Genomic DNA, 21929 nt, shown 5'->3' on the forward strand with positions numbered 1-21929 from the left:
AGGAGTTGGTGACTGTGAAAGTAAAATATATAGACAAACGTCACTGGCGTCGCCTGATTGAAAGAGAATACACAGAGGTTAAAGTTAATAATAATAGATTTAAGGGTATTATAGGCTTGGTCACGATGAAGAAAGTACGTGAACCTTTAGAGGTGACGGTAGTTGGTCAGAATATTATAGTCGCAGATGATAATTATAAATGGTTACAAATATTACCTGAAAAAAAGAGATATAGTTTGACCGTTATGTTTGATGATAAGGGGAATCCACTAGAATATTATTTTGATATTAATATTAAAAATATTACTCAAAAAGGAAATGCACGTACTTTAGATTTATGTTTAGACGTTTTGGTATTGCCTGATGGATCATACGAATTAGTTGATGAAGATGATTTGTTATTTGCATTACAAAATGAGCAAATTAGTCAAAAACAATATCACGAGGCATATATTATTGCGCATCAATTAATGATTGAAATTGTAGAAAATTTTGATGACATACAGAGTAAAGTGATGAAATGTTATCATAAAATTAATCAAAAATATAAGAAAAATAAACACAATCATCCATTTAAAAGTAAGAAAGTGCATCGAGTAAAATCGTCTGATAAAAAATAATGCTAATTACGCTTACATAATAAATAGAAATAACAATATTGAAGCGTTTAAAAGAAACGTTACATTCTAGGGGGACACTATGAAAATAGATGATTATCGTTTATTGATTACGTTAGACGAAACAAAAACATTAAGAAAGGCAGCGGAAATATTATATATTTCACAACCAGCTGTCACGCAACGGTTAAAAGCGATTGAAAGTGCTTTTGGAGTAGATGTTTTTATAAGAACGAAAAAACAACTTATCACAACAACCGAAGGCGCAATGATTATCGAACATGCACGTGATATGTTGAAAAGAGAACGTTTATTTTTTGATAAAATGCAGGCACATATAGGGGAAGTCAATGGAACAATCTCTATTGGTTGTTCTTCTTTGATAGGACAGACACTGCTACCTGAAGTATTAAGTTTATATAATACGCAATTTCCTAATGTTGAAATTCAAGTACAAGTAGGTTCTACAGAGCAGATTAAGGCAAATCATAGAGATTATCATGTCATGATTACAAGAGGTAATAAGGTCATGAATTTATCTAACACGCATTTGTTTAATGACGATCACTATTTTATCTATCCTAAAGATAGACGTGATGAAGTTACAAAACTACCATTTATTGAATTCCAAGCTGACCCTATTTACATTAATCAAATTAAGCAATGGTATAATGATAATTTGGAACAAGATTATCATGCGACGATTACTGTTGACCAAGTTGCTACGTGTAAAGAAATGTTGATTAGTGGTGTAGGTGTAACGATTTTACCCGAAATTATGATGAAAAACATTGATAAGAATATGTTTGAATTTGAAAAAGTGACTATCGATAATGATCCACTGATTCGTTCAACTTATATGAGTTACGATCAAAGTATGTTACAACTACCTCAAGTAGACTCGTTTGTTAATTTAATGTTGAATTTTATTCGTTAGATACAGTAGACAGATTCGCTTAATGAATAGAGGTTATTCTTATGTTTAAAGAATTGTTATATATCAAAAACTACAAGTTATTTGTTGTGAATATGTTGCTATTAGGTATGGGTATTGCAGTAACGGTACCCTACCTTGTTTTATTTGCAACGAAAGATATAGGCATGACGACGAAACAATATGGCCTATTATTAGCTTTAGCAGCTATCAGTCAATTCACAGTTAATTCGATTATTGCTAGATTCTCTGACACACATAATATTAATAGAAAGTTCTTAATTATAACGGCATTGTTTATGGGTGCGATTAGTTTTTCTATTTACTTTTTTGTGAAAGACATTCTATTATTTATTATTCTTTACGCACTTTTTCAAGGTTTGTTTGCACCTGCAATGCCTCAACTTTATGCATCCGCTAGGGAATCAATTAATGTTTCAAGTTCACGTGAAAATGCCAAATTTGCTAATACAGTACTAAGATCAATGTTCTCGCTAGGATTTTTATTTGGGCCATTTATCGGTTCGCAATTGATTGAACTGAATGGTTATTCAGGATTATTTGGTGGTACGGTTTCTATTATTTTATTTACACTGTTATTGCAAGTCTTCTTCTATAAAAATTTAAATGTTAAGCAACCCATTTCCCAACAACAACACGTTGAAAAGGTTGCGCCAAATATGTTTAAAGATAAGACATTACTCATACCGTTTTTAGCGTTTATTTTATTACATATTGGACAATGGATGTACACAATGAATATGCCATTATTTGTTACAGATTACCTTCATGAAAAGGAAGGGCATGTGGGCTATTTGGCAAGTTTATGTGCTGGATTAGAAGTACCATTTATGGTGATTTTAGGTATCTTATCTAGGAAATTACCAACACGAACGTTACTTATATACGGCGGTATATTTGGAGGGGCATTTTACTTTAGTATTAGCTTATTTAAAAATTTCTATATGATGTTACTTGGTCAATTATTTTTAGCGTTTTTCTTAGCCATACTATTAGGTATAGGTATTAGTTATTTTCAAGATATACTACCTGATTTCCCAGGTTATGCCTCAACATTATTTGCTAATGCAATGGTGATTGGTCAACTATGTGGTAATTTATTAGGTGGTATGATGAGTGGATGGGTTGGTTTGGAAAATGTATTCTATGTTTCAGCGGGCTCACTATTCTTAGGAATTATATTAATTTTCTTAACCAAAGATCAAAAAATTACAAAATTAGATGTGGAGTAGTTTAAAATGACAGTGATATTATGGTGCTTAATTATATTAATGTTCATATTAGCATTTATAGGATTAGTTAAACCTGTGATTCCTTCCGTCTTAGTGATGTGGATAGGATTTCTAATTTATCAATTTGGATTTCAAGATGGGAAATTATCTTGGATATTTTATATATCAATGATTGTTTTAACAATATTAATCTTTTTAGCTGATTTTCTTATGAATAAATATTTTGTAGGAAAATATGGTGGCTCTAAATTCGGAGAGTATGGTGCGATTCTAGGTGTGATTATAGGGTGTTTTGTATTACCTCCATTTGGAATTGTCGTTATACCTTTCATACTTGTTCTAGTAATCGAATTAATACAAGGTTATGATTTTAAACAAGCCATTAAAGTGGGTTGTGCTTCTATTGTTGCATTCTTAGCAAGCACGATTGCACAAGCTATCATTATGATTATTATGGTTAGTTGGTTTATGCTAGACATCTTTTTACTTAATTAGACACGAATATAAAATCGATAAAGCCCTAAATGAATGTTGAATGTCATTTAGGGCCTTATTTATTTTATGCGCTGTTTTATCAAGTTTTTATTGGACTTAAAAAATATTTAATTAAATTTCATGATGAGATAATCAATATTATCACATAATTGTATTTGCATCTTTATTGAAATAATGATGATCAATATAAAATGAAATCGGAGTAATAATGATAGAAATTATTATAAATGACCAATTACTTACATTAATAAAAGGACCGAAGGCTAAAAAAGATTGTGGTATGAAAAAGACATAAAACAACGCAACGATTAACAATGCAATCACTGCATAGGTTAAGAGCCAAACCCAATTTGAGTTGTTAAAGCACTGCAATTGAATCGTCTTAAATATCATCCAAATAAACAAGAAAATGATAAATAAGCCAATAATGACAGTGATTGGGAATGTGTATAGATAAAGATAGTTGCTATCTCCACCAATAAAAAATCCGATAAATCCTTTTAAAAAACAAAAGATACCTATTAATAATACAAAATGCTGATAGATATATTTAAATATATTCTTTACTGTTTCATTTGGGAGCTCTTTTAATTGTTTTTTAGCGTGCATTTTAGGATTGTGGTTAAAGAATTCCATAGCCAACATACCTTTATCTTCAGCGCTAATTAAATGTTTTAATATACGATTCAACATAACTTCTGAATCATGAGGATTCACACTTAAATCAGACCGAATATAGGTCATATAGTTTTCAAATATTTCTCTATCTGTATTATTTAAACGTAATGATTTTACATTATTTTCTTTAGCTAATTGAGCAGTAGACTTCATGAGTGCTTAAGCGCTCCTTTAAAATAGTTTAAGTAGTATGAAAAAAGAGAGGTTTCTCTCAATAATGTGAGCAATATACTACTTTTTTAAATCACAAATATAACTAATGTACACATTCTAACTATTGCGTAAATATATTTTACGGATATTATGCGTCATTATTAGATAGTTAATACCAATATATGTGTTAATTCACAGATATGCAAGGGTATGTCAGTATTATATTACGCTTAATCATACCATAGAAATCGGGTGATTATCATATCAAGTTTAGGAGTTAAATATGAGAAAGTTAACATTAAGTAATCAAGCAATTATTAATGAAGTAGCAATCATACATGAACATTTATTAGAAAATCAAGAAGACAATTACAAAGTTACTAAGACATCTATCGCATTACGATATGAAATGATTAATGCAAGATTGCGTCATACAAATGATACTATCTTACTTCTTGAGAATAATCAGGAGTTAAAAGGCTTTGTATGGGGTCACTATGAGTTACAAACTAAAACTGTAATCATTGAATTATTATATGTATACCCACATTTTCGTCGTCAAGGACTCGCCAAACAGCTTAAAATGGCAATAGAACAATGGGCCAAAGACATAGGCGCAGAGTCGATTCAGAGTACAATCCATATTAAAAATAAAGCGATGCTTAATTTGAATCATCAATTAGGTTATGATGATAGTCATATTAGGATGCGAAAAGATTTAATGTAGAAAAATGAATAATTTAATATTTCATGATAAAATGAATTATATTTATAACTGTTTTTAAAGGAGTTTAACATGAAAAAGTGGATTATATTGTTTTTATCTGCAACTTTGACGTTGTCTGCATGTGGTAAAAGTGAGGAAAAAGCTTCTTTAGAAAAGAGTGTAGACAAACTAGAAAAAGAAAATAAATCATTGAAAGCACAAAAGAAAAAATTAAAAAAACAAAAAGAGGATTTAAAAGACCAACAGGATAAATTACAAAAAGAAGTAGATAATAGTGCCTCAAGTGCAGCAAGTAGTGCAGATTCAAGTGATGAAGATAGTGGTAACCAAAGTCAAGAGGATAATGATGCATCTAAGTCAAGCTCACAAAAAAATGATCAACAATCAACTGAAGGAAAAGATGCTAGTAAACAAACTCAAAACCAGTCATCCACACCAACTCAGTCAAAGAATAACCAAAATCAATCGAACCAAACATCTCAACAGAATGGCAGTAATAAGGCTAATACAAATCAAACTAACCAAAAGCAATCATCTTCAACACAATAGAGTATGATATGATGTAGTTACTATCATATTATTGGGCGATATTATCAGGTTTGATTAATAAAAAAATAGGGTATTTTAGTTGATAAATGTATATACTAAAGAATAAACCAATGTTATTAATATAAAATTTATCATTTTGAACAATGATGTAAAGAGGAGAGAAACGCCATGCATGAACAAGACTTTAGCATTTTAGAAGGTAAAGCATTAACATTACCTGAATTAGGTAGAGAATTAGAAAACATTACAGGTAGACAGTTAATTGATTCAACAGGAGAAATTAAACGTGTGATTGCACATTTACCAAACTTTGAATCTGAGACAGATACATTTGTAGCAACATATCGTTTGAATCATCAGAATGATTTTATCGATGCAACGTTCACTGCGCCTAAGAATCAACGTGATCATTTGAAAGAAATTCCTGTCAATATTGAATTAATTAGTTATATTACTAAAAGTTAATAATTAGAATATACAATCTAAACAATAGCGCGATATGAATCATAAACGTTTCATAGCGCGTTAATTTTATACTAAAATATAAGTGAAGATGTATTTATGGAGTAATGGAGTGTTAAAAAATGGTTGTTTATATTGAGACGGAGCGTTTAAAGTTACGAGATTGGGAAGACAGTGATTTACTACCATTTCAAAAGATGAATGCCAATCCACAAGTACGAAGATATTTTCCAAGTTTATTAAGTTATCGTCGATCAGAACTTGATATGAAGAAGATGGACCAAATAATAAAAGATTATGGTATCGGCTTATTTTCCGTGGAACTTAAAGAAACGAATGAATGGCTTGGATTTATAGGATTAAATTACATTCCAGAGGATAGTGAGTATCCATTTAAAGAACTACCACTATATGAAATAGGTTGGCGCCTGATACCTGAAGTTTGGGGAAATGGTATTGCGACAGAGGGGGCCGAAGCGGTGCTCCGATTTGCTAAAGAAAAAGGTATAACTAAAGTTTATAGTTTCACCGCTGAAACAAATTTACCCTCAAGAAAAGTAATGGAAAAAATTGGGATGACGTTCCTAGATCATTTTGAATTTCCTAATCTAAGTAAATATCATCCTTTAAAAAGACATGTGAGATACGAGATTGATTTATAAAAATTTAAAACAAAACGCCAAGAAATAACTGATAGATGGCCAAATTAAAGAATTAGGATTTAATGTGTCAGATATTGAATATGTCATCTTAAGCCATTTAGATGGAGATCATGCTGGAGGACTTCAATTATTAAAAGAAGCAAAGGCAATGATAGTTAGTAATGAAGAGTATCAAAAAGCTAATCAAAATCATTCACTTAGATATAATACAGCTTTATGGCAAGGGACATCTTTGCGATCATTCCATTTCAAGGCAACACATATTGGTCCCCAAAATAAATCATTTGATTTTTTTAATGACGGTGCTATTACATTAGTGCATACACCTGGGCATTCAGTAGGATTAACGAGTTTCATAATTAAATCATTGCGAAATGATGATTATATTTTATTAGCTTCAGATGTAGGATATTACCCAGGAAATTGGAGGGAACTTAGATTGCCTGGCATTTTAAGTAGTAAAAAACAAGAAAAGCGTTCACTACAATGGGTACAAAATATTGAAAAAGATAGACACTGTCTAGGTGTTTTTGCTAATCATGATCCGTGTGTAACCATCGATGAATTATCAATATAATTAAGTAGAATTATCAAACTAAAAAGTCAGTAAATACAATTTAATTAATGCATTTACTGGCTTTTAATAGTTAAGAGATTAATCATATGTACGAACGCCTAAAGGTTGATAGTTAAGTAAACCTTCTAGCAAAGCTTCTTTAGTATCAAATAGGGGTGCTAATTCACGATATTTTTCATCAATAAAACCTTCTGCAATCATATGATCGATAAGGGATTGTAACGGTTCGAAGAAACCATTAATGTTATAAACGCCAATTGGTTTTTGATGAATACCGATTTGTGCCCAACTATACATTTCAAAGAATTCTTCTAATGAACCGGCACCACCAGGCGCCATAACAAATGCATCTGCAAGTTCTGTCATTTTATTTTTACGTTCATGCATCGAATCTACAAGTATGAGTTCACTGACTTTTTGACTTGTTATTTCTCTTTCATCAAGCATTTTTGGCATAACACCAATAGCTTTACCACCATGGTCTAATACACCATCCTGAATTGCTCCCATAATGCCTACAGAGCCAGCACCAAAGACCAATTCATAGCCTTTTTCAGCCATATATTTTCCTAATTCATAGGCTTCTTTAACGTATATATCATCGTTACCTTTACTCGCACCACAATAAACTGCAATTTTCTTCATTATAATCTTCCTTTAACAAGTTTGTATTAGTAATTTAAATTGATGTTCGAAATGTTGTCTATCTTGCTTAGTAAAAGGGGGAGGACCTTTATGTCTTCCACCTTGCTTTCGTATTTGAGCATTGATATAACGTTGATCCAATAATTGTTGGATATTATCATCATTAAACAAGAATCCTTTATGATGCATCACAAATTTAACTTTATTTAGTAATAAACTTGCTAATCCATAATCTTGAGTAATCACAATATCTTCAGAAGAAGCAAGTTGTACAATTTTATAATCGACAGATTCGGGTCCATCATCGACATACACAGTTCGAACATGTTCAGGATCGATTTGTGTTGAGAAGTGACTAAAGCTACGTATAATTGTAACAAAAATGCCTGTCTCTTGCGTTAATTCTATGACTGAATTAACAACAGGACAAGCATCTCCGTCAATAATAATATGTGTCATTAATGATTAAGCCTCTTGGTCGGCTTCTTTGTTTTGTTTAACAACACTTTTAGCTGTATAATCTTTATATTTTTTGAATTCTTTTTTTCTAGCTTTTTCAGCTTCGTCACGTAGTTTATCTTCTTTTTTATGACGCTTCTCAATATTTTTTTGAAGCTTTTTGTCCATTTTCTTAGCTTCTTTGCGATTTTCTTTTTCTAACTTTTCACCTTTTTTCTCAGTTTTTTCATCGAGTTTACCAGGTGTTAAGCCAACTTTTTCTTCGTATTTTTGAGTTTTTTTCATATCTTTAATACGTTGCTTTTGGTTGTCTTCACGTAATTTGTCTTCTTCTTTATGACGTTTTTCGATATTTTTTTGAAGCTTTTTATCCATTTTTTCAGCTTCTTTACGGTTTTGCTTAGCTAATTTTTCGCCTTTTTTCTCAATGTAAGCAGGATCATTTTCTTTTGCGATTTTTTTCAATTCGCGTTTATTATCAAATTCTTGTTTCTTATCTCCAACATAGGCTTTTACGTCAGATGACTTATTAGAAATAGCAGATGTTGTTTTAGATGCAGCTCTTGATGTTGCATCAGTCGCTTTTTTTACATCAGGATGTTCTTTTATTTTTTTACGTTCTACGACTAAAGGAACGATAATAATTGGTAACACATTAATTGCTGTTTTGATGAGTTTCTTTTTGTCCATACTCGTTGCCTCCATTAATTTTACTATTTTTATCCATACCCTATGATACATGATAATAAACTAGAGATGCTAACATTATCGCATGAAATTATAGGAGAATATTTTTAGATTTTAATGAAATGAAATTATTTATGATCAACATAGGCACAAAAAAGTCATTAAGTGACGGTGTAATCACTTAATGACTAAATGTTTGTTTTAAATTCCTTTACCAATACCGAAACCAAAGTATAGGATTGCAATAATAACTACTAAGATGATTCGATAAATGGCGAATGGTACTAATTTTACTTTATTAATTAAGTGTAAGAAAGTCTTGATAGCAATGAGTCCTACGATAAATGCTGCTAAGAATCCTAATAAATAGAATGGTATGTGTGCTAAGTGAATATATTCATAATGCTTTAACAATGATAAACCACTTGCTGCAAGCATAATTGGAACAGACATAATAAATGTAAAATCAGATGCTGCTTTGTGATTCATTTTCATTAAAACACCTGTGGAAATGGTTGACCCAGAACGACTAAAACCTGGCCACATTGCAATGGCTTGCGAAATACCGATTACAAATGCTTGGAAATAGTTAATTTGATCCACTGTTTGAGGATTGGTAACTTTTTCAGAATATTTATCAGCGATAATCATATAAATAGCACCTAGGAAAAGGCCAATCATAACTGTTGGAACACTGAATAAATATTTTTCTATGACATCGTCAAATAAGAAACCTAAAATACCTGCAGGAATCATACCAACTAATACATGTAATAAGTTTAGACGTTGAGGTTTAGAACGGCGTCCTGCTGTAGCATGTTGTTCAGGTTTATGTTTACCGATATGTAATAATTCAAAGAAACGTTCTCTAAACACCCATGCTGCTGCGAAAACTGAACCTAACTGAATCACGACTTTAAAAGTAAATGCAGATTGTTCACCTAAGAACTTTGTGGATTTCAACCACATATCGTCGACAAGAATCATATGACCTGTAGAAGAAACAGGTGCAAATTCGGTAAGGCCTTCCACAATACCTAAAATAAGACCCTTGATCAATTCAAGTAATAACATATTGTACCTACTTTCATTTATAAATGTTTTTTGATTACTATAAATTCACCATATTATCATAGCACACTCATTTCAACCCATGCTACTGTTAGTAATAACACTAGACCAAAGTATGAGAAAATCAAACGTCATAATATTGTCAAATGCACTATCGTTGTGCATATAACTACTAGACTTTATTATTGAGTCTATAACGAAATTTAGGTGATTAAATTGTGAAAAAATTAATGCAACTAGTATATAAATATAAAAGATATCCAATTTTAATGCTCTTAGTATGTGCTACGTTAGCTGTAGCTGTTGTCGTACAGAATGTAGCAATAGCAGAATTCTTAAATCTTATGTTATTTAAAACGAAGCAATCGCTTAATTTTATTCTTACATTGATTATAATCGTGCTTATGTTACGCGCGACCTTAAACTTTATCAATCAATTATTAGGTAATCATCTCTCAAGTCATGTTAAACATAACTTGCGTCAACGTATGGTTCATATAGAATCAGAACGGCCAGTGGGTGAACAGATGACACTCATTACTGAAACCATCGATGGAATTTCTCCATTTTATCAAAGTTATCTACCACAAGTATTTAAATCCATCACGATTCCTATGGCAATTATCATTGCGATGTTTTGGATTCATTTGAATACAGCGCTAATTATGTTGGTAACAGCACCATTCATTCCATTGTTTTATATCATTTTCGGTTTGAAAACACGCGATGAATCTAAGGATCAAATGACTTACTTAAATCAATTTGGACAACGATTCCTTAATCTGACGCAAGGTTTAATTACGTTGAAGTTATTTAATCGTACAAAGCGTACTGAAAAACACATCTATGACGATAGCACTCAATTTAGAGATTTGACGATGAAAATATTAAAAAGCGCATTTTTATCGGGTTTGATGCTAGAGTTTATTAGTTTGTTAGGTATAGGGCTTGTTGCGTTAGAAGCAGCATTAAGTCTTGTTGTATTTCATACGATAGATTTTAAAACAGCGGCTATCGCCATTATTTTAGCGCCAGAATTTTATAATTCGATTAAAGATTTGGGTCAAGCGTTCCATACTGGGAAACAAAGTGAAGGTGCCAGTGATGTGGTATTTGAATTTTTAGATCATCCGACCAAGAAAAAGCCATCTGATTTTGTCTATCAAGAAGGTCAAATACCGTTTATTCGATTAAACAACGTTTCATTTAAATATAATACTGAAATGGGACATGGATTTGCATTGGAATCTACGCATTTAGATATTTACGAACGCGAACATATCGCTTTAGTTGGACCAAGTGGCGCTGGCAAAACGACATTATCTAAAATCATCACACGTTCATTAATACCAACCGAAGGGGAAGTGACATTTAAATATCAACATATGCGTATGGGGATATTAAGTCAGAATCCATATATTTTTACTGCATCAATTAAAGACAATATTGCGATGTTTAGTGATGTTAAGGATGAAATAATCATTGATGTATTAGAAAAAGTAAAGTTAAAAGATAAAGTAATGTCATTACGAAATGGTATCCATACGATGATAGGTGATGGCGGAGAAACATTCTCTGGTGGACAGATGAGAAGGATAGAATTATGTCGCTTGCTTGTTATGCAGCCAGATTTAGTTGTACTTGATGAACCAGCTTCTGGATTAGATATTGAAACGGAACAAGTCATCCAGAGCGTGCTTGATGATTATTTTAAAGAAACAACTCAATTAATTATAGCCCATCGAGACTCAACAATTAGAAAGGCAACCCGTCGATTATATATTCAAGATGGCTACATTATTAAAGATGATCAATTGATTTCAGTGAATAAAGAAGAAAATGGTGACGAATCATGAAATCACAAATACGATTTACAATAGATAAGGATTTAGTGATTGCAATTATAATAGGTATCATAGGAAGTTTAGTCGCCTTAGCGATGTTCTTTTTAAGTGGCTATATGGTGACACAAAGCGCATTAGGTGCACCATTATATGCGTTGATGGTATTAGTCGTTTCTGTTAAATTATTTGGTTTTTTACGTGCTATTGCTAGATATTATGAAAGACTATATTCTCATCGAACGACATTCACCATGTTGAGAAACGTCAGAGTTCAATTTTTCCGTGGTCTTGTTAAAGTAATACCAGATGTATATCGTAAGTTTAATTCGAGTGACTTAATTTCAAGAATGGTAAGTAGGGTGGAAGCACTACAAAATATTTATTTACGCGTGTATTATCCACCGATAGTGATAGGAATGACAGCCGTGATAACGATGTCTGTATACGTCTTTCTATCACCAGCGCATGCAGTCTTAATTGCTATGAGTATGTTAATGACATTATGGCTCGTTCCTTTATTAAGTAGTAAGAGGGCACGAAGATTAAAACAATTGGTTAAAGTTCAACAAAGCCAATTTTTAACTCGATTCTACGATTATCGTCAAGGTTATAAAGAATTACAACGTTTTAATAAAGAAGCGTCATTTAAAAATGATGTATTAGAGCAATTGCAATCATTTGATCATTTGCAAAATAAGGAACAACGATTTTTAACAATGTATGATTATATGCTTAATATCATTGCAATGGTGTCTATATTTGGTACGTTATACTTAGGTGCGTTGCAAATTCACTCACAAACATTAGATGTGGTTTATTTAACAAGTATCGTATTAATGGTACTTACATTATTTGAACAAGCTGTCCCTATGAGTAATGTTGCATATTATAAAGCTGATACAGACCAATCATTGTATGATATTAATGAAGTGATTCAATACGACGATATAATAAAAGAGGAAGATAGCGTTGCAAATGACGAGTCAGCACCTTTATTTGAACTGAATAATGTCACATTTAAGTACGCAAATCAAGAAATACCTGTATTAAATCAAGTTTCATTTAATGTGTATCATGGTGAGAAAATAGCTATTATAGGTCCATCTGGAAGTGGTAAAAGTACGCTACTACAAGTCATGTTAGGATTATATCAAGTTCAAGAAGGTAGCGTCATTTATAGCCAGTCTGATATCTTTCGAATAGAAGATGAAGTCAAATATAATGATATTAATGCATTGTTACAGTCCCAACAATTATTTGATGGCACTATTAAGGACAATTTACTGACAAATTGTAATGAGGACGAGATACAACATGTATTAAATTCGTTAGATTTATCTCATTTATCAACAGAACAGTATATGACGATGAACGGTGAAACATTATCAGGCGGGGAAATTCAACGATTAAGTATGGCTCGCTTATTACTTAAAACAAATGCTAAGGTTTGGATGTTAGATGAGCCAACGACTGGTTTAGATATTGAACATACAACTCAAATGATGCATTTACTACTTAAAGAAGCTGAAACAATCATTGTATCTACACATGACTTACGACTATTACCTGATTTTGACAGGATCATAGTTATGATAGATGGAGAAATCAAAGAACAAGGCACTTATGAAACGTTAATTAAAAATAGAGGATATCTATATCAAATGGAGCAGTTAAATCAGTAATATAGGCATGACAATAATGTAATATAAAAATGCTCTAAAATACTGAGAAGTACTTTAGAGCATTTTTATACTTTAAAAGTGTTAAATTCTAAACTTTAACTTTAAATTACCATGACAAAAGCTTAATTAATTATCTTTAGCTTCATTAAATGCATCAATGACTTTACCTAATAATCGGTTAAGTTCATCCACTTCTTCAAGTGACAATGATGATGCAGTTGCAACTTTTTCAGAAGCGCTGCTAAGTTCGGGTCTAATTTTTTCGCTTTTATCAGTCAAGTGAATAAATACTTCACGTTGATCGACTTCGGAACGTTCACGTTTGATTAAATCAACCTGTTCCATTCTTTTTAATAGTGGGGATACTGTACCAGTATCAAGTGCTAGTTCAGTCACAACCTTCTTAACATTTACAGGCGACTCGTCCCATAAAATAGTTAATACAAGGAATTGTGGGTAAGTTAGATTGTACTTTTTAAAGACTTTGTTTGAGTAGTAGCGATTTACTTGTCTTTGAGCATTGTACAAACTAAAGCATAGTTGCTCTTTTAAATTATGTTGATCAGACATTAAAGTTCTCCTCCAGACATTCTATCCGTTTTTTTCTCTCTATTCGGATTGGAATCCGTCTATGTTGTGCGGAATATAATTCACAACACACTGTGATTCAATGTCATGCTAAAATTAAAGTATGTTTAAAGTTTAGAAGATATCTATCGTTAAATCAAGCAAAAAGATAATTTAATATTTATGTTATCATTTTTAAAAATACTTGTAATAGAAAAGGAATTTTACAATGAAAAATAATAATTTTAGAAAAATATCAATTTCTATCATAAGTGGTTTCCTAGGTAGTGGGAAAACCACGCTACTGACACATTATATTAGCGAATTATTAAAAATTGATGAGAAAATCAAAGTGATTATGAATGAATTTGGTTCATTTGATATTGATAGTCAAAATATAGACGCAAATATCGAAGTGCGATCAATCATCAATGGTTGTGTATGCTGCGACTTAAAGACAGACTTAATCACTCAAATTCAATCACTAATACAACAAGGTGATTGTAATCATATCATTATTGAGGCAACAGGAATTGCTAATCCTATAGAAATGATTACTGCATGTCAAGATCCGACTATTATCGAATATATAAATATGCCTCAAATCATTAGTTTAGTGGATGCTGAACGATTTTTAAATAGGAATGATTACACTATATCTACTCAAACACTAATGGAAGAACAACTTGAGATAAGTGATTTATTAGTCGTTAATAAAATAGATTGTATTGATTCTAAGGAATTACATAAAATCAAAGAAGAATTGATTCAAATTAATCCCCATGCGCCCAATGTATTAACAACATATGGACAATTTGACATCAATTTATTAAGTAATCAAATCATAGATAAAACTGTCAATCATAAACACCACCATCACCATGGTATTCAAAGTATGAAATATACATTTACGAGCCCGATTGATCGCCAGTTATTTTATCAATTTATAATGCAATTACCGAAAAATGTGATGAGACTTAAAGGATATGTGCAATTTAGAGACCAACCCAATGAAACAATTGAATTTCAATTGGCTTACGGGTTGCCTGATTTTGGTCCCATCAATCAAGAATTGCCTTTAACAATAGTCATTATCGGAGAGCAAATCGACATTAATCAACTCAGAAATAAATTGGATATGTTACAATTTACTTGATTTTAAATTCAACTGCTTCTATTTAATAGAGAGCAATTAAATAATAATAAGGTCGTGATGATTATGGATAAAATAAAGATTAATCAGTACGTTGATTTTTCAAAAATGATTCAAGGGTTTTGGAGAGCAAATGAATGGCAGTATACTGATCAAGAATTGAATCGATTTATCAATCAGCTCGTTGACCGTGGCATCACTACGATGGACCATGCCGATATTTATGGGGATTATCAATGTGAATCTATATTTGGTAAAGCGCTACAGTTATCACCTAACTTACGTGATGACATTCAAGTTGTATCTAAATGTGGTATTGTCTTACCATCTAAAACTCAAACGTTTACTGATGGTCATCGCTATGATCATAGTCGTCAACATATTATTCGATCAGTTAACAATTCATTACTACGTTTGAACGTGGATTATTTAGATAGTTTATTGATTCATAGACCTTCACCATTAATGAATCCTGATGAAATAACGGATGCTTTAAAGGAACTTGTCGATGAAGGTAAAATCAAATCATTTGGGGTATCCAATTTTAACGAAACACAATATGATTTATTAAAACATAGCCTTAATCATGATAAATTGCATATTAGCATTAACCAACTAGAAGTGTCCCCATATCAAACAGACATTTTAAATAATGGTGTGATGGACAAAATGTATGAAAATCAAGTAAAAGTAATGGCTTGGAGTCCACTGGCAGGCGGTAAATTGTTTGATCCATCCGATGATAAAGCGAGACGTGTACGTACCATTATTGAACCTTTAGCACAAAAATATGATGTTGATGAAACGGCTATTATGATAGCTTGGTTGAATAGACATCCCAATGATATCATGCCGGTGCTAGGTACCCATAAAATTGAAAGAATTGATGCTGCTCTACCTGGCTTATCGATTACTTTAACTGACCAAGAGTGGTTTGATATATACACTGCAGCAATGGGGCATGACATTTTATAAATAAAATGTTAGAAAGGATTTTATTAAATGAATAATGAAGATAGACATCAGAAACAACTTAAATTTGAACGTAATTTAATTATGATTCCTTATTTAATCTTTGCGATAATCGTACTATTATGTAATATTTTTTATCCTGAGATAAAAGTAACAATGACGTTATTTGGTTTACTCTTTGCCTATAATTTAGGATTACTATTTATTGCATTCATTCGTCATTTTAAACGTACGCTTATATTAACTTTAGTATTAACAATATTAAGTGGTGCAGCATTCTTTATATTATTATATGTGTTTGGTATAAACCACGAAATTTTTGGACAAATTAAAAAATAAAATACCAATATTTAATGAAAAACTCTGTTATTTCAATGTTATAATTAATTTGAAATAACGGAGTTTTGTTTTTATCAATTTATAAATGGGAGTGTATTTGATGAATAAACGTAAAAAGGTTTCTATTATCGGTGCAGGTCAAACAGGTGCAACATTAGCTTTTATTTTAGCGAAAAATGAAAGCGCTGACATAGTGATTGTAGATCGCCCACAATCTGAAAGTGCAGTAAAAGGGAAAGCGTTAGATATTCAAGAAAGCGGACCTATTTTTAACTTTAATATTGATATTAAAGGTACTGCCGACTATTCAGAAACGAAAGACTCGGATATTGTAGTGATAACAGCAGGAATTGCTAGAAAACCTGGTATGAGTAGAGATGATTTAATACAAACGAATGAAGAAATTGTTCATTACAGTGCACAACAAATCGCAAAATATGCCCCCGACGCCATTATTATTGTATTGACTAATCCTGTTGATGCGATGACTTATTCTGCATTAGTCGCATCTGGATTCCCTAAACATAGAGTATTGGGGCAATCAGGTGTATTAGATAGTGCCAGATATAAAACATTTATCGCCAAAGAGTTAGGAATCTCTGTTGAAGATGTACAAGGTTTAGTATTGGGTGGTCATGGAGATACAATGGTGCCATTAGTCAACTCAACACAAGTCAATGGAATCCCTTTAAGTGAACTACTTGATCAGCAAGTCATTGATCAAATTATTGATAGAACACGAAAAGGTGGTGCCGAAATTGTCCAGTTATTAGGAAATGGTTCAGCATATTACGCACCTGCTGCCGCAATTTATGAGATGATTAATGCCATTTTAAAAGACAAATGTCGAGTATTGGCAGCAATTACATATCTCGAAGACGAGTATGGATACCGAGATATCTGCTTAGGAGTGCCGATTAAACTTGGACAAAATGGCGTAGAAGAAATATTAGAATTAACTTTAAGTCAAGAAGAACAAAATCAACTAGATACATCAGCGTTATCAGTCAAAAATGTTAAAGATGCACTTAAATATAGATTTGAATAATGAATTAAAGTCAAATCGTAAAACCTATCGTTCACAATAAATTGAGTGTGTCTATTTTAAATAATTTAATATTTAAAAAGTGAGAATTATATGACTTTTGTAAGTAAATCGCATAGGTAAAGCGCTTTCTTGATATAATTAGAGTGTAAGGTCAAGATAAAAAGGAGCCGGTGTCTATGTCTAAAGGGAATCAAAATTCACAGGTAGTCGATACTGAAACTACCAAAAAAGAGAAAAAGGAATATAAACCACTATGGATTATCATTAGTTTTATCGTGTTAATAGCCATATTACTTTTACCTACACCTGCAGGTTTGCCAGTGATGGCTAAAATGACTCTAGCGATACTAGCATTTGCTGTCATTATGTGGGTTACTGAAGCAGTTTCATATCCTGTTTCAGCAACGTTGATTTTAGGGTTGATTATATTATTATTAGGTTTCAGTCCTGTTCAAAATTTATCTGAGCAGCTTGGCAACCCTAAAAATGGAGATGCCATTATTAAAGGTAGTGAAATATTAGGAACAAATAATGCCTTAACACTTGCGTTTAGTGGCTTTTCTACTTCAGCGGTAGCGTTAGTTGCAGCTGCATTATTTTTAGCAGCAGCTATGCAGGAAACCAACTTACACAAACGTTTAGCATTATTAGTATTATCTGTTGTGGGGAATAAAACTAAAAATATTGTCATAGGAGCAATACTTGTTTCAATTGTTCTTGCGTTCTTTGTACCTTCTTCAACAGCTAGAGCGGGTGCAGTCGTACCAATATTATTAGGTATGATTGCAGCATTTAAAGTTTCTAAAGAGAGTAAGTTAGCGTCTTTATTAATTATTACGTCAGTTCAAGCAGTTTCTATTTGGAATATTGGTATTAAAACGGCGGCAGCACAAAATATCGTTGCGATTAATTTTATTAATCAGAATTTAGGTCATGATGTATCATGGGGTGAATGGTTCATGTACGCTGCGCCTTGGTCAGTTTTAATGTCTATCGCACTTTATTTTATTATGATCAAAGTGATGCCACCCGAACGTGAATCTATTGAAGGTGGAAAAGCGTTAATTAAAAAAGAGTTAAACCAATTAGGTCCAGTGAAACCAAGTGAATGGCGTTTAATCGTTATCTCTCTATTATTATTGGTATTTTGGTCAACTGAAAAAGTGTTACATCCAATTGATTCTGCATCAATTACATTAATTGCCTTAGGTATCATGCTCTTACCTAAAATTGGCGTTATTACCTGGAAAGGTGTAGAAAATAAGATTCCTTGGGGCACAATCATAGTATTTGGTGTCGGTATTTCATTAGGAAATGTATTATTAAAAACAGGGGCAGCACAATGGTTGAGTGACCAAACCTTTGGGTTAATGGGTCTTAAAGGATTACCGATTATTGCAACTATAGCACTTATTACTTTATTTAATATTTTAATTCACCTAGGTTTTGCAAGTGCTACAAGCTTATCATCTGCACTCATTCCTGTATTTATCTCATTAACATCAACATTACATCTTGGCGATCAATCTATCGGATTTGTTTTAATCCAACAATTTGTAATTAGCTTTGGATTCTTACTACCAGTGAGTGCACCACAAAATATGTTAGCGTATGGTACAGATACATTTACAGTTAAAGATTTCTTGAAATCTGGTATACCATTAACGATAGTCGGCTATATATTAGTCATTATATTTAGTTTAACATATTGGAAATGGTTAGGTTTAGTATAAATAATGTAAGATAAATAGCTTGGCGGTCTAATAGATCGTCGAGCTTTTTTTATAAATGAACTAGAAGTATTTTTATTACAAAGATAATCTATCATTTAAGTTAGATATTTATTTTACTAGGATAAGGGTATAAATCAAAAAAACAAGGAATGATAGGTGATTGAGCAATGAAAATTGGCGTTATATTAAATAGAGTATTTAGAATTCATCATAATCCGTTACTAGCTTATATTTGTAATCAATTAGATACTACTGATACATGTGTATTGATTATACCTAAAGAAAAATTTGGTGATGAAGCACAATTAAAAGCATCATTTTATCATGGAACACTCAATGCTTTTATCAACACATTAAATCATTATCAAATTCAAACGAATGTAATAGATTACGATTATTTAATAGAGTTTTGTATTAACCAACAATTAGATAAAGTCGTTATGGCAAGTGATATCATGAGTTATCATCATGAATCATATGATTATCCACATCAAAATCAACGATTTCATGACGCAGGTATCCATGTTGATGCGCTTCGTGTACAACATTATTTTAGTCCACGAAAAACATTTAACAATCAAGGCGAACCATACAAAGTATTTACAAGTTTTTATAAAAAATGGCGACCATATGTTATGCAACGACATAGAGCACATTACGAATTAAGTGATATTTCAAAAATAGTCGAGCCGGCATACGCCCCAACGCAAATTAATGATAGCCATAGTGGATTAACTGAAAAAGAAGTACAACAGCAATGGCAAAGTTTCTTAAATAATGATATTCAAAATTATGAGTCAAATAGAGCGTATTTACCTGAAGTATTAACGAGTCAACTTAGTATTGCATTAGCATATGGATTGATTGATATATTGCAAGTATTTAATGATTTATTACAGGGGTATGAAAGTGACGAATCTAATTATGAAGCATTTATCAGAGAATTAATTTTTAGAGAATTCTATTATGTACTGATGACACAGTATCCAGAAACAGCCCATCAATCATTTAAAGAGAAATATCGAAACATTGATTGGGTCAATGACAAGCAACAATTTAATAAATGGAAAAACGGTGAAACAGGATATCCAATTGTAGATGCTGCTATGCAAAAACTGAATCAAACTGGATATATGCATAATCGAATGAGAATGGTGACATCCCAATTCTTAACGAAGGATTTATTGATAGATTGGCGCTGGGGAGAAACTTATTTCAAAGATAAATTAATTGATTATGATAATGCGTCGAATGTTCATGGATGGCATTGGTCCGCTTCGACTGGAACAGATGCGGTACCATATTTTAGGATGTTTAATCCTATTAAACAGAGTGAGCGATTTGATCAAAACGCATTATATATAAAACAATGGCTACCCACATTCAATAATGTAGATAGCCATCTATTACACGATACTAAAAAGCATATGCAGTTATTAAAACAACAAGGTATTGAATTGGGTATTGATTATCCTGAACCAATGGTTAATCACAGTGATAGCCGTCAACGTGTAATGTCATTGTTTAAATCATTGTGATTAAAGTCCTGTTCTTTTGTAGGTTATTTGAATTGAGTTCATTCAAAATGAAATGACACATGTACTATTTAAGCCAGAACAAGCAAACATATACAGTAACATATTCGAAAAAGGTTAAAATGTACATATATTTTAATCGTAATTTAACCCCTAGTGGGACGTCCCAATTTGGATATTTTCTTTCGAAATGAAAAGCCTGTAAAATAAACAAACCTATACCTAATGGTAAAAACATAAGACCGATACTTTTAGCATAGCTAAAACCGATATCATGTATAAAATGACCTACAACGAGTTGTAGAATAATAATGATTGCTAATAAAATGATTAGGTTTAACATCATTTTTGTAATCGAACTCCTTTTACAAATAAAATGATTGCTGATTGCATTATTACCATTAATAACACAAAGATAAATGTTTTTAGGTTAAATACACCTAGGACCTCGTAGAATATTTTTAATGGTTCATTGATTAAATATACCGTATGAAATCTTAAGAAGCGGCCCATATAAATACCCAAACCATTTAAAAACATAAGAATAATAACTAATATGCGATTAAGCCAGATGTGTTTGGTAAAATGTAGAATTTCCATAAAAATCAAGATCATGACATACATGGCTAAAAAGACGCCTAACATTAAATAAGTAAAGAATATCCATTCCTTTAAACTCAACCCTACTAAGAAATTGAATTGAAACTGATTTAAATGAATCAAGTCAGTAATCATATAGAAGGTATTAGGTACGAGTAATAAAAAGATCATGCCAAATACAACAAATAAAGGCCATTCGAATTTCTTGATAGGTTTAAATAATTTTAATAATAAGCAGAGTTCGTATGGAATATACGCTAAAAATAAATTTAACGTCATAAAATTGAAAATCTTGGTTTCAAATAAAGATATGATAAACAGAATAATAAAATATATTCTCGCTATATATCGGGGTTGCATGATTAACACTACTTTCATAACATACTTTGGTTGTCATTTGATTTAATACTTTCATCCGTTAAAATAAAATTGGACAACTGAGTTTTAATAATATCGTTCTAAGCTTTAGTAATCAAACAAAAAAGTA

Annotated in this window: 25 protein-coding genes; 17 read left to right on the forward strand and 8 right to left on the reverse strand. The window is 31.6% G+C overall.

Annotated features, from left to right (window positions below; all coding sequences use genetic code 11):
- The first annotated feature begins 14 nt into the window (after nucleotides 1-14).
- The 4 genes from ACJQQZ_RS00780 (at nucleotide 15) to ACJQQZ_RS00795 (ending at nucleotide 3299) form a co-directional block, all read left to right on the forward strand.
- Nucleotides 15-620, forward strand: a complete 606-nt coding sequence (locus ACJQQZ_RS00780) for a ribonuclease FAU-1 family protein (protein WP_002451002.1) — start codon at nucleotides 15-17, stop codon at nucleotides 618-620.
- Nucleotides 621-699: 79 nt separating this feature from the next.
- A complete protein-coding gene (locus ACJQQZ_RS00785; protein WP_002451001.1) occupies nucleotides 700-1554 on the forward strand; it encodes a LysR family transcriptional regulator in 855 nt (284 codons plus the stop codon).
- 35 nt (nucleotides 1555-1589) lie between these two features.
- On the forward strand, nucleotides 1590-2804 hold the full coding sequence (locus tag ACJQQZ_RS00790) for a sugar efflux transporter (RefSeq protein WP_408023095.1): 1215 nt from the start codon (nucleotides 1590-1592) through the stop codon (nucleotides 2802-2804).
- Between the two features lie 6 nt (nucleotides 2805-2810).
- Nucleotides 2811-3299 (forward strand): DUF456 domain-containing protein, encoded by a 489-nt coding sequence (locus ACJQQZ_RS00795; protein ID WP_124228520.1) that lies wholly within the window; start codon nucleotides 2811-2813, stop codon nucleotides 3297-3299.
- Nucleotides 3300-3440: 141 nt separating this feature from the next.
- Here the strand turns inward: ACJQQZ_RS00795 and ACJQQZ_RS00800 are convergent, their stop codons facing one another.
- A complete protein-coding gene (locus ACJQQZ_RS00800) occupies nucleotides 3441-4130 on the reverse strand; it encodes a DUF1129 family protein (protein WP_049425603.1) in 690 nt (229 codons plus the stop codon).
- A gap of 283 nt (nucleotides 4131-4413) precedes the next feature.
- On the opposite strand from ACJQQZ_RS00800, the gene ACJQQZ_RS00805 reads away from it, so the two are divergent.
- From ACJQQZ_RS00805 to ACJQQZ_RS00825, 5 genes are all read left to right on the forward strand, one after another.
- Nucleotides 4414-4857: a GNAT family N-acetyltransferase gene (locus ACJQQZ_RS00805; RefSeq protein WP_049425602.1), complete on the forward strand. Its 444-nt coding sequence runs from the start codon at nucleotides 4414-4416 to the stop codon at nucleotides 4855-4857.
- A 69-nt stretch (nucleotides 4858-4926) separates the two neighbouring features.
- Nucleotides 4927-5406: an SA0632 family lipoprotein gene (locus ACJQQZ_RS00810; protein ID WP_002450995.1), complete on the forward strand. Its 480-nt coding sequence runs from the start codon at nucleotides 4927-4929 to the stop codon at nucleotides 5404-5406.
- Nucleotides 5407-5574: 168 nt separating this feature from the next.
- Complete coding sequence (locus ACJQQZ_RS00815) at nucleotides 5575-5871, forward strand: hypothetical protein (protein WP_002450994.1); 297 nt, start codon at nucleotides 5575-5577, stop codon at nucleotides 5869-5871.
- Between the two features lie 119 nt (nucleotides 5872-5990).
- Complete coding sequence (locus ACJQQZ_RS00820; protein WP_107536046.1) at nucleotides 5991-6530, forward strand: GNAT family N-acetyltransferase; 540 nt, start codon at nucleotides 5991-5993, stop codon at nucleotides 6528-6530.
- A gap of 64 nt (nucleotides 6531-6594) precedes the next feature.
- Entirely contained in the window at nucleotides 6595-7107 is a 513-nt protein-coding gene (locus tag ACJQQZ_RS00825) for an MBL fold metallo-hydrolase (protein WP_242238398.1), read from the forward strand.
- A 78-nt stretch (nucleotides 7108-7185) separates the two neighbouring features.
- On the opposite strand, the gene ACJQQZ_RS00830 is transcribed toward ACJQQZ_RS00825, so the two are convergent.
- From ACJQQZ_RS00830 to ACJQQZ_RS00845, 4 genes are all read right to left on the reverse strand, one after another.
- Entirely contained in the window at nucleotides 7186-7752 is a 567-nt protein-coding gene (locus tag ACJQQZ_RS00830) for an LOG family protein (RefSeq protein WP_002450988.1), read from the reverse strand.
- A 12-nt stretch (nucleotides 7753-7764) separates the two neighbouring features.
- Nucleotides 7765-8211, reverse strand: coding sequence for a YaiI/YqxD family protein (locus tag ACJQQZ_RS00835; protein ID WP_107532186.1), 447 nt, complete (start codon nucleotides 8209-8211; stop codon nucleotides 7765-7767).
- A gap of 6 nt (nucleotides 8212-8217) precedes the next feature.
- A complete protein-coding gene (locus ACJQQZ_RS00840; RefSeq protein ID WP_002450986.1) occupies nucleotides 8218-8901 on the reverse strand; it encodes a hypothetical protein in 684 nt (227 codons plus the stop codon).
- Nucleotides 8902-9099: 198 nt separating this feature from the next.
- A complete protein-coding gene (locus ACJQQZ_RS00845; protein WP_002450985.1) occupies nucleotides 9100-9972 on the reverse strand; it encodes an undecaprenyl-diphosphate phosphatase in 873 nt (290 codons plus the stop codon).
- 215 nt (nucleotides 9973-10187) lie between these two features.
- Between ACJQQZ_RS00845 and ACJQQZ_RS00850 the strand changes: the two genes are divergently transcribed.
- Together ACJQQZ_RS00850 and cydC are read left to right on the forward strand one after the other, a co-directional pair.
- On the forward strand, nucleotides 10188-11825 hold the full coding sequence (locus ACJQQZ_RS00850) for an ABC transporter ATP-binding protein/permease (RefSeq protein ID WP_124228518.1): 1638 nt from the start codon (nucleotides 10188-10190) through the stop codon (nucleotides 11823-11825).
- Nucleotides 11822-13495 carry a thiol reductant ABC exporter subunit CydC gene (cydC, locus tag ACJQQZ_RS00855; protein ID WP_124228517.1) on the forward strand — a complete coding sequence of 558 codons (1674 nt, stop codon included), beginning with the start codon at nucleotides 11822-11824 and terminating at the stop codon, nucleotides 13493-13495. Before ACJQQZ_RS00850 ends, cydC begins: the two co-directional genes overlap by 4 nt.
- 126 nt (nucleotides 13496-13621) lie before the next feature.
- Here the strand turns inward: cydC and mgrA are convergent, their stop codons facing one another.
- Entirely contained in the window at nucleotides 13622-14065 is a 444-nt protein-coding gene (mgrA, locus tag ACJQQZ_RS00860; RefSeq protein WP_002450982.1) for a global transcriptional regulator MgrA, read from the reverse strand.
- Nucleotides 14066-14291: 226 nt separating this feature from the next.
- Between mgrA and ACJQQZ_RS00865 the strand changes: the two genes are divergently transcribed.
- The 6 genes from ACJQQZ_RS00865 to ACJQQZ_RS00890 all read left to right on the forward strand — a co-directional run bounded on the left by ACJQQZ_RS00865 (nucleotide 14292) and on the right by ACJQQZ_RS00890 (nucleotide 20845).
- On the forward strand, nucleotides 14292-15218 hold the full coding sequence (locus ACJQQZ_RS00865; RefSeq protein ID WP_124228516.1) for a CobW family GTP-binding protein: 927 nt from the start codon (nucleotides 14292-14294) through the stop codon (nucleotides 15216-15218).
- Nucleotides 15219-15281: 63 nt separating this feature from the next.
- Nucleotides 15282-16190: an aldo/keto reductase gene (locus ACJQQZ_RS00870; RefSeq protein WP_124228515.1), complete on the forward strand. Its 909-nt coding sequence runs from the start codon at nucleotides 15282-15284 to the stop codon at nucleotides 16188-16190.
- 27 nt (nucleotides 16191-16217) lie between these two features.
- Entirely contained in the window at nucleotides 16218-16526 is a 309-nt protein-coding gene (locus tag ACJQQZ_RS00875) for a hypothetical protein (protein ID WP_002450979.1), read from the forward strand.
- Nucleotides 16527-16626: 100 nt separating this feature from the next.
- Nucleotides 16627-17574, forward strand: a complete 948-nt coding sequence (gene mdh, locus ACJQQZ_RS00880; RefSeq protein ID WP_124228514.1) for a malate dehydrogenase — start codon at nucleotides 16627-16629, stop codon at nucleotides 17572-17574.
- Nucleotides 17575-17750: 176 nt separating this feature from the next.
- Nucleotides 17751-19307 carry an SLC13 family permease gene (locus ACJQQZ_RS00885; protein WP_124228513.1) on the forward strand — a complete coding sequence of 519 codons (1557 nt, stop codon included), beginning with the start codon at nucleotides 17751-17753 and terminating at the stop codon, nucleotides 19305-19307.
- 167 nt (nucleotides 19308-19474) lie between these two features.
- Nucleotides 19475-20845: a cryptochrome/photolyase family protein gene (locus tag ACJQQZ_RS00890; protein ID WP_408023012.1), complete on the forward strand. Its 1371-nt coding sequence runs from the start codon at nucleotides 19475-19477 to the stop codon at nucleotides 20843-20845.
- Between the two features lie 64 nt (nucleotides 20846-20909).
- Here the strand turns inward: ACJQQZ_RS00890 and ACJQQZ_RS00895 are convergent, their stop codons facing one another.
- The gene (locus tag ACJQQZ_RS00895) at nucleotides 20910-21188 is read right to left on the reverse strand and encodes a hypothetical protein (protein ID WP_124228511.1); all 279 of its coding nucleotides are present in this window, start codon (nucleotides 21186-21188) and stop codon (nucleotides 20910-20912) included.
- The gene (locus tag ACJQQZ_RS00900) at nucleotides 21185-21802 is read right to left on the reverse strand and encodes a DUF1361 domain-containing protein (RefSeq protein WP_124228510.1); all 618 of its coding nucleotides are present in this window, start codon (nucleotides 21800-21802) and stop codon (nucleotides 21185-21187) included. Before ACJQQZ_RS00900 ends, ACJQQZ_RS00895 begins: the two co-directional genes overlap by 4 nt.
- Between the last annotated feature and the right edge of the window lie 127 nt (nucleotides 21803-21929).

Origin of the sequence: Staphylococcus sp. KUGN1, assembly GCF_045984185.1 — a bacterium.
GTDB classification, from domain to species: Bacteria; Bacillota; Bacilli; order Staphylococcales; family Staphylococcaceae; genus Staphylococcus; species Staphylococcus warneri_A.

Excerpts from the sequence above, each read along its gene's own strand:
- ACJQQZ_RS00815 (WP_002450994.1), top strand. The coding sequence starts at position 5,575 with ATGCATGAACAAGACTTTAGCATTTTAGAAGGTAAAGCATTAACATTA.
- cydC (WP_124228517.1), top strand. The coding sequence starts at position 11,822 with ATGAAATCACAAATACGATTTACAATAGATAAGGATTTAGTGATTGCA.
- ACJQQZ_RS00810 (WP_002450995.1), top strand. The coding sequence starts at position 4,927 with ATGAAAAAGTGGATTATATTGTTTTTATCTGCAACTTTGACGTTGTCT.
- ACJQQZ_RS00875 (WP_002450979.1), top strand. The coding sequence starts at position 16,218 with ATGAATAATGAAGATAGACATCAGAAACAACTTAAATTTGAACGTAAT.
- ACJQQZ_RS00900 (WP_124228510.1), bottom strand. The coding sequence starts at position 21,802 with ATGCAACCCCGATATATAGCGAGAATATATTTTATTATTCTGTTTATC.
- mdh (WP_124228514.1), top strand. The coding sequence starts at position 16,627 with ATGAATAAACGTAAAAAGGTTTCTATTATCGGTGCAGGTCAAACAGGT.
- ACJQQZ_RS00845 (WP_002450985.1), bottom strand. The coding sequence starts at position 9,972 with ATGTTATTACTTGAATTGATCAAGGGTCTTATTTTAGGTATTGTGGAA.
- ACJQQZ_RS00870 (WP_124228515.1), top strand. The coding sequence starts at position 15,282 with ATGGATAAAATAAAGATTAATCAGTACGTTGATTTTTCAAAAATGATT.
- ACJQQZ_RS00840 (WP_002450986.1), bottom strand. The coding sequence starts at position 8,901 with ATGGACAAAAAGAAACTCATCAAAACAGCAATTAATGTGTTACCAATT.
- ACJQQZ_RS00895 (WP_124228511.1), bottom strand. The coding sequence starts at position 21,188 with ATGATGTTAAACCTAATCATTTTATTAGCAATCATTATTATTCTACAA.
- mgrA (WP_002450982.1), bottom strand. The coding sequence starts at position 14,065 with ATGTCTGATCAACATAATTTAAAAGAGCAACTATGCTTTAGTTTGTAC.
- ACJQQZ_RS00865 (WP_124228516.1), top strand. The coding sequence starts at position 14,292 with ATGAAAAATAATAATTTTAGAAAAATATCAATTTCTATCATAAGTGGT.
- ACJQQZ_RS00800 (WP_049425603.1), bottom strand. The coding sequence starts at position 4,130 with ATGAAGTCTACTGCTCAATTAGCTAAAGAAAATAATGTAAAATCATTA.
- ACJQQZ_RS00890 (WP_408023012.1), top strand. The coding sequence starts at position 19,475 with ATGAAAATTGGCGTTATATTAAATAGAGTATTTAGAATTCATCATAAT.
- ACJQQZ_RS00885 (WP_124228513.1), top strand. The coding sequence starts at position 17,751 with ATGTCTAAAGGGAATCAAAATTCACAGGTAGTCGATACTGAAACTACC.
- ACJQQZ_RS00785 (WP_002451001.1), top strand. The coding sequence starts at position 700 with ATGAAAATAGATGATTATCGTTTATTGATTACGTTAGACGAAACAAAA.
- ACJQQZ_RS00830 (WP_002450988.1), bottom strand. The coding sequence starts at position 7,752 with ATGAAGAAAATTGCAGTTTATTGTGGTGCGAGTAAAGGTAACGATGAT.
- ACJQQZ_RS00805 (WP_049425602.1), top strand. The coding sequence starts at position 4,414 with ATGAGAAAGTTAACATTAAGTAATCAAGCAATTATTAATGAAGTAGCA.
- ACJQQZ_RS00820 (WP_107536046.1), top strand. The coding sequence starts at position 5,991 with ATGGTTGTTTATATTGAGACGGAGCGTTTAAAGTTACGAGATTGGGAA.
- ACJQQZ_RS00835 (WP_107532186.1), bottom strand. The coding sequence starts at position 8,211 with ATGACACATATTATTATTGACGGAGATGCTTGTCCTGTTGTTAATTCA.
- ACJQQZ_RS00795 (WP_124228520.1), top strand. The coding sequence starts at position 2,811 with ATGACAGTGATATTATGGTGCTTAATTATATTAATGTTCATATTAGCA.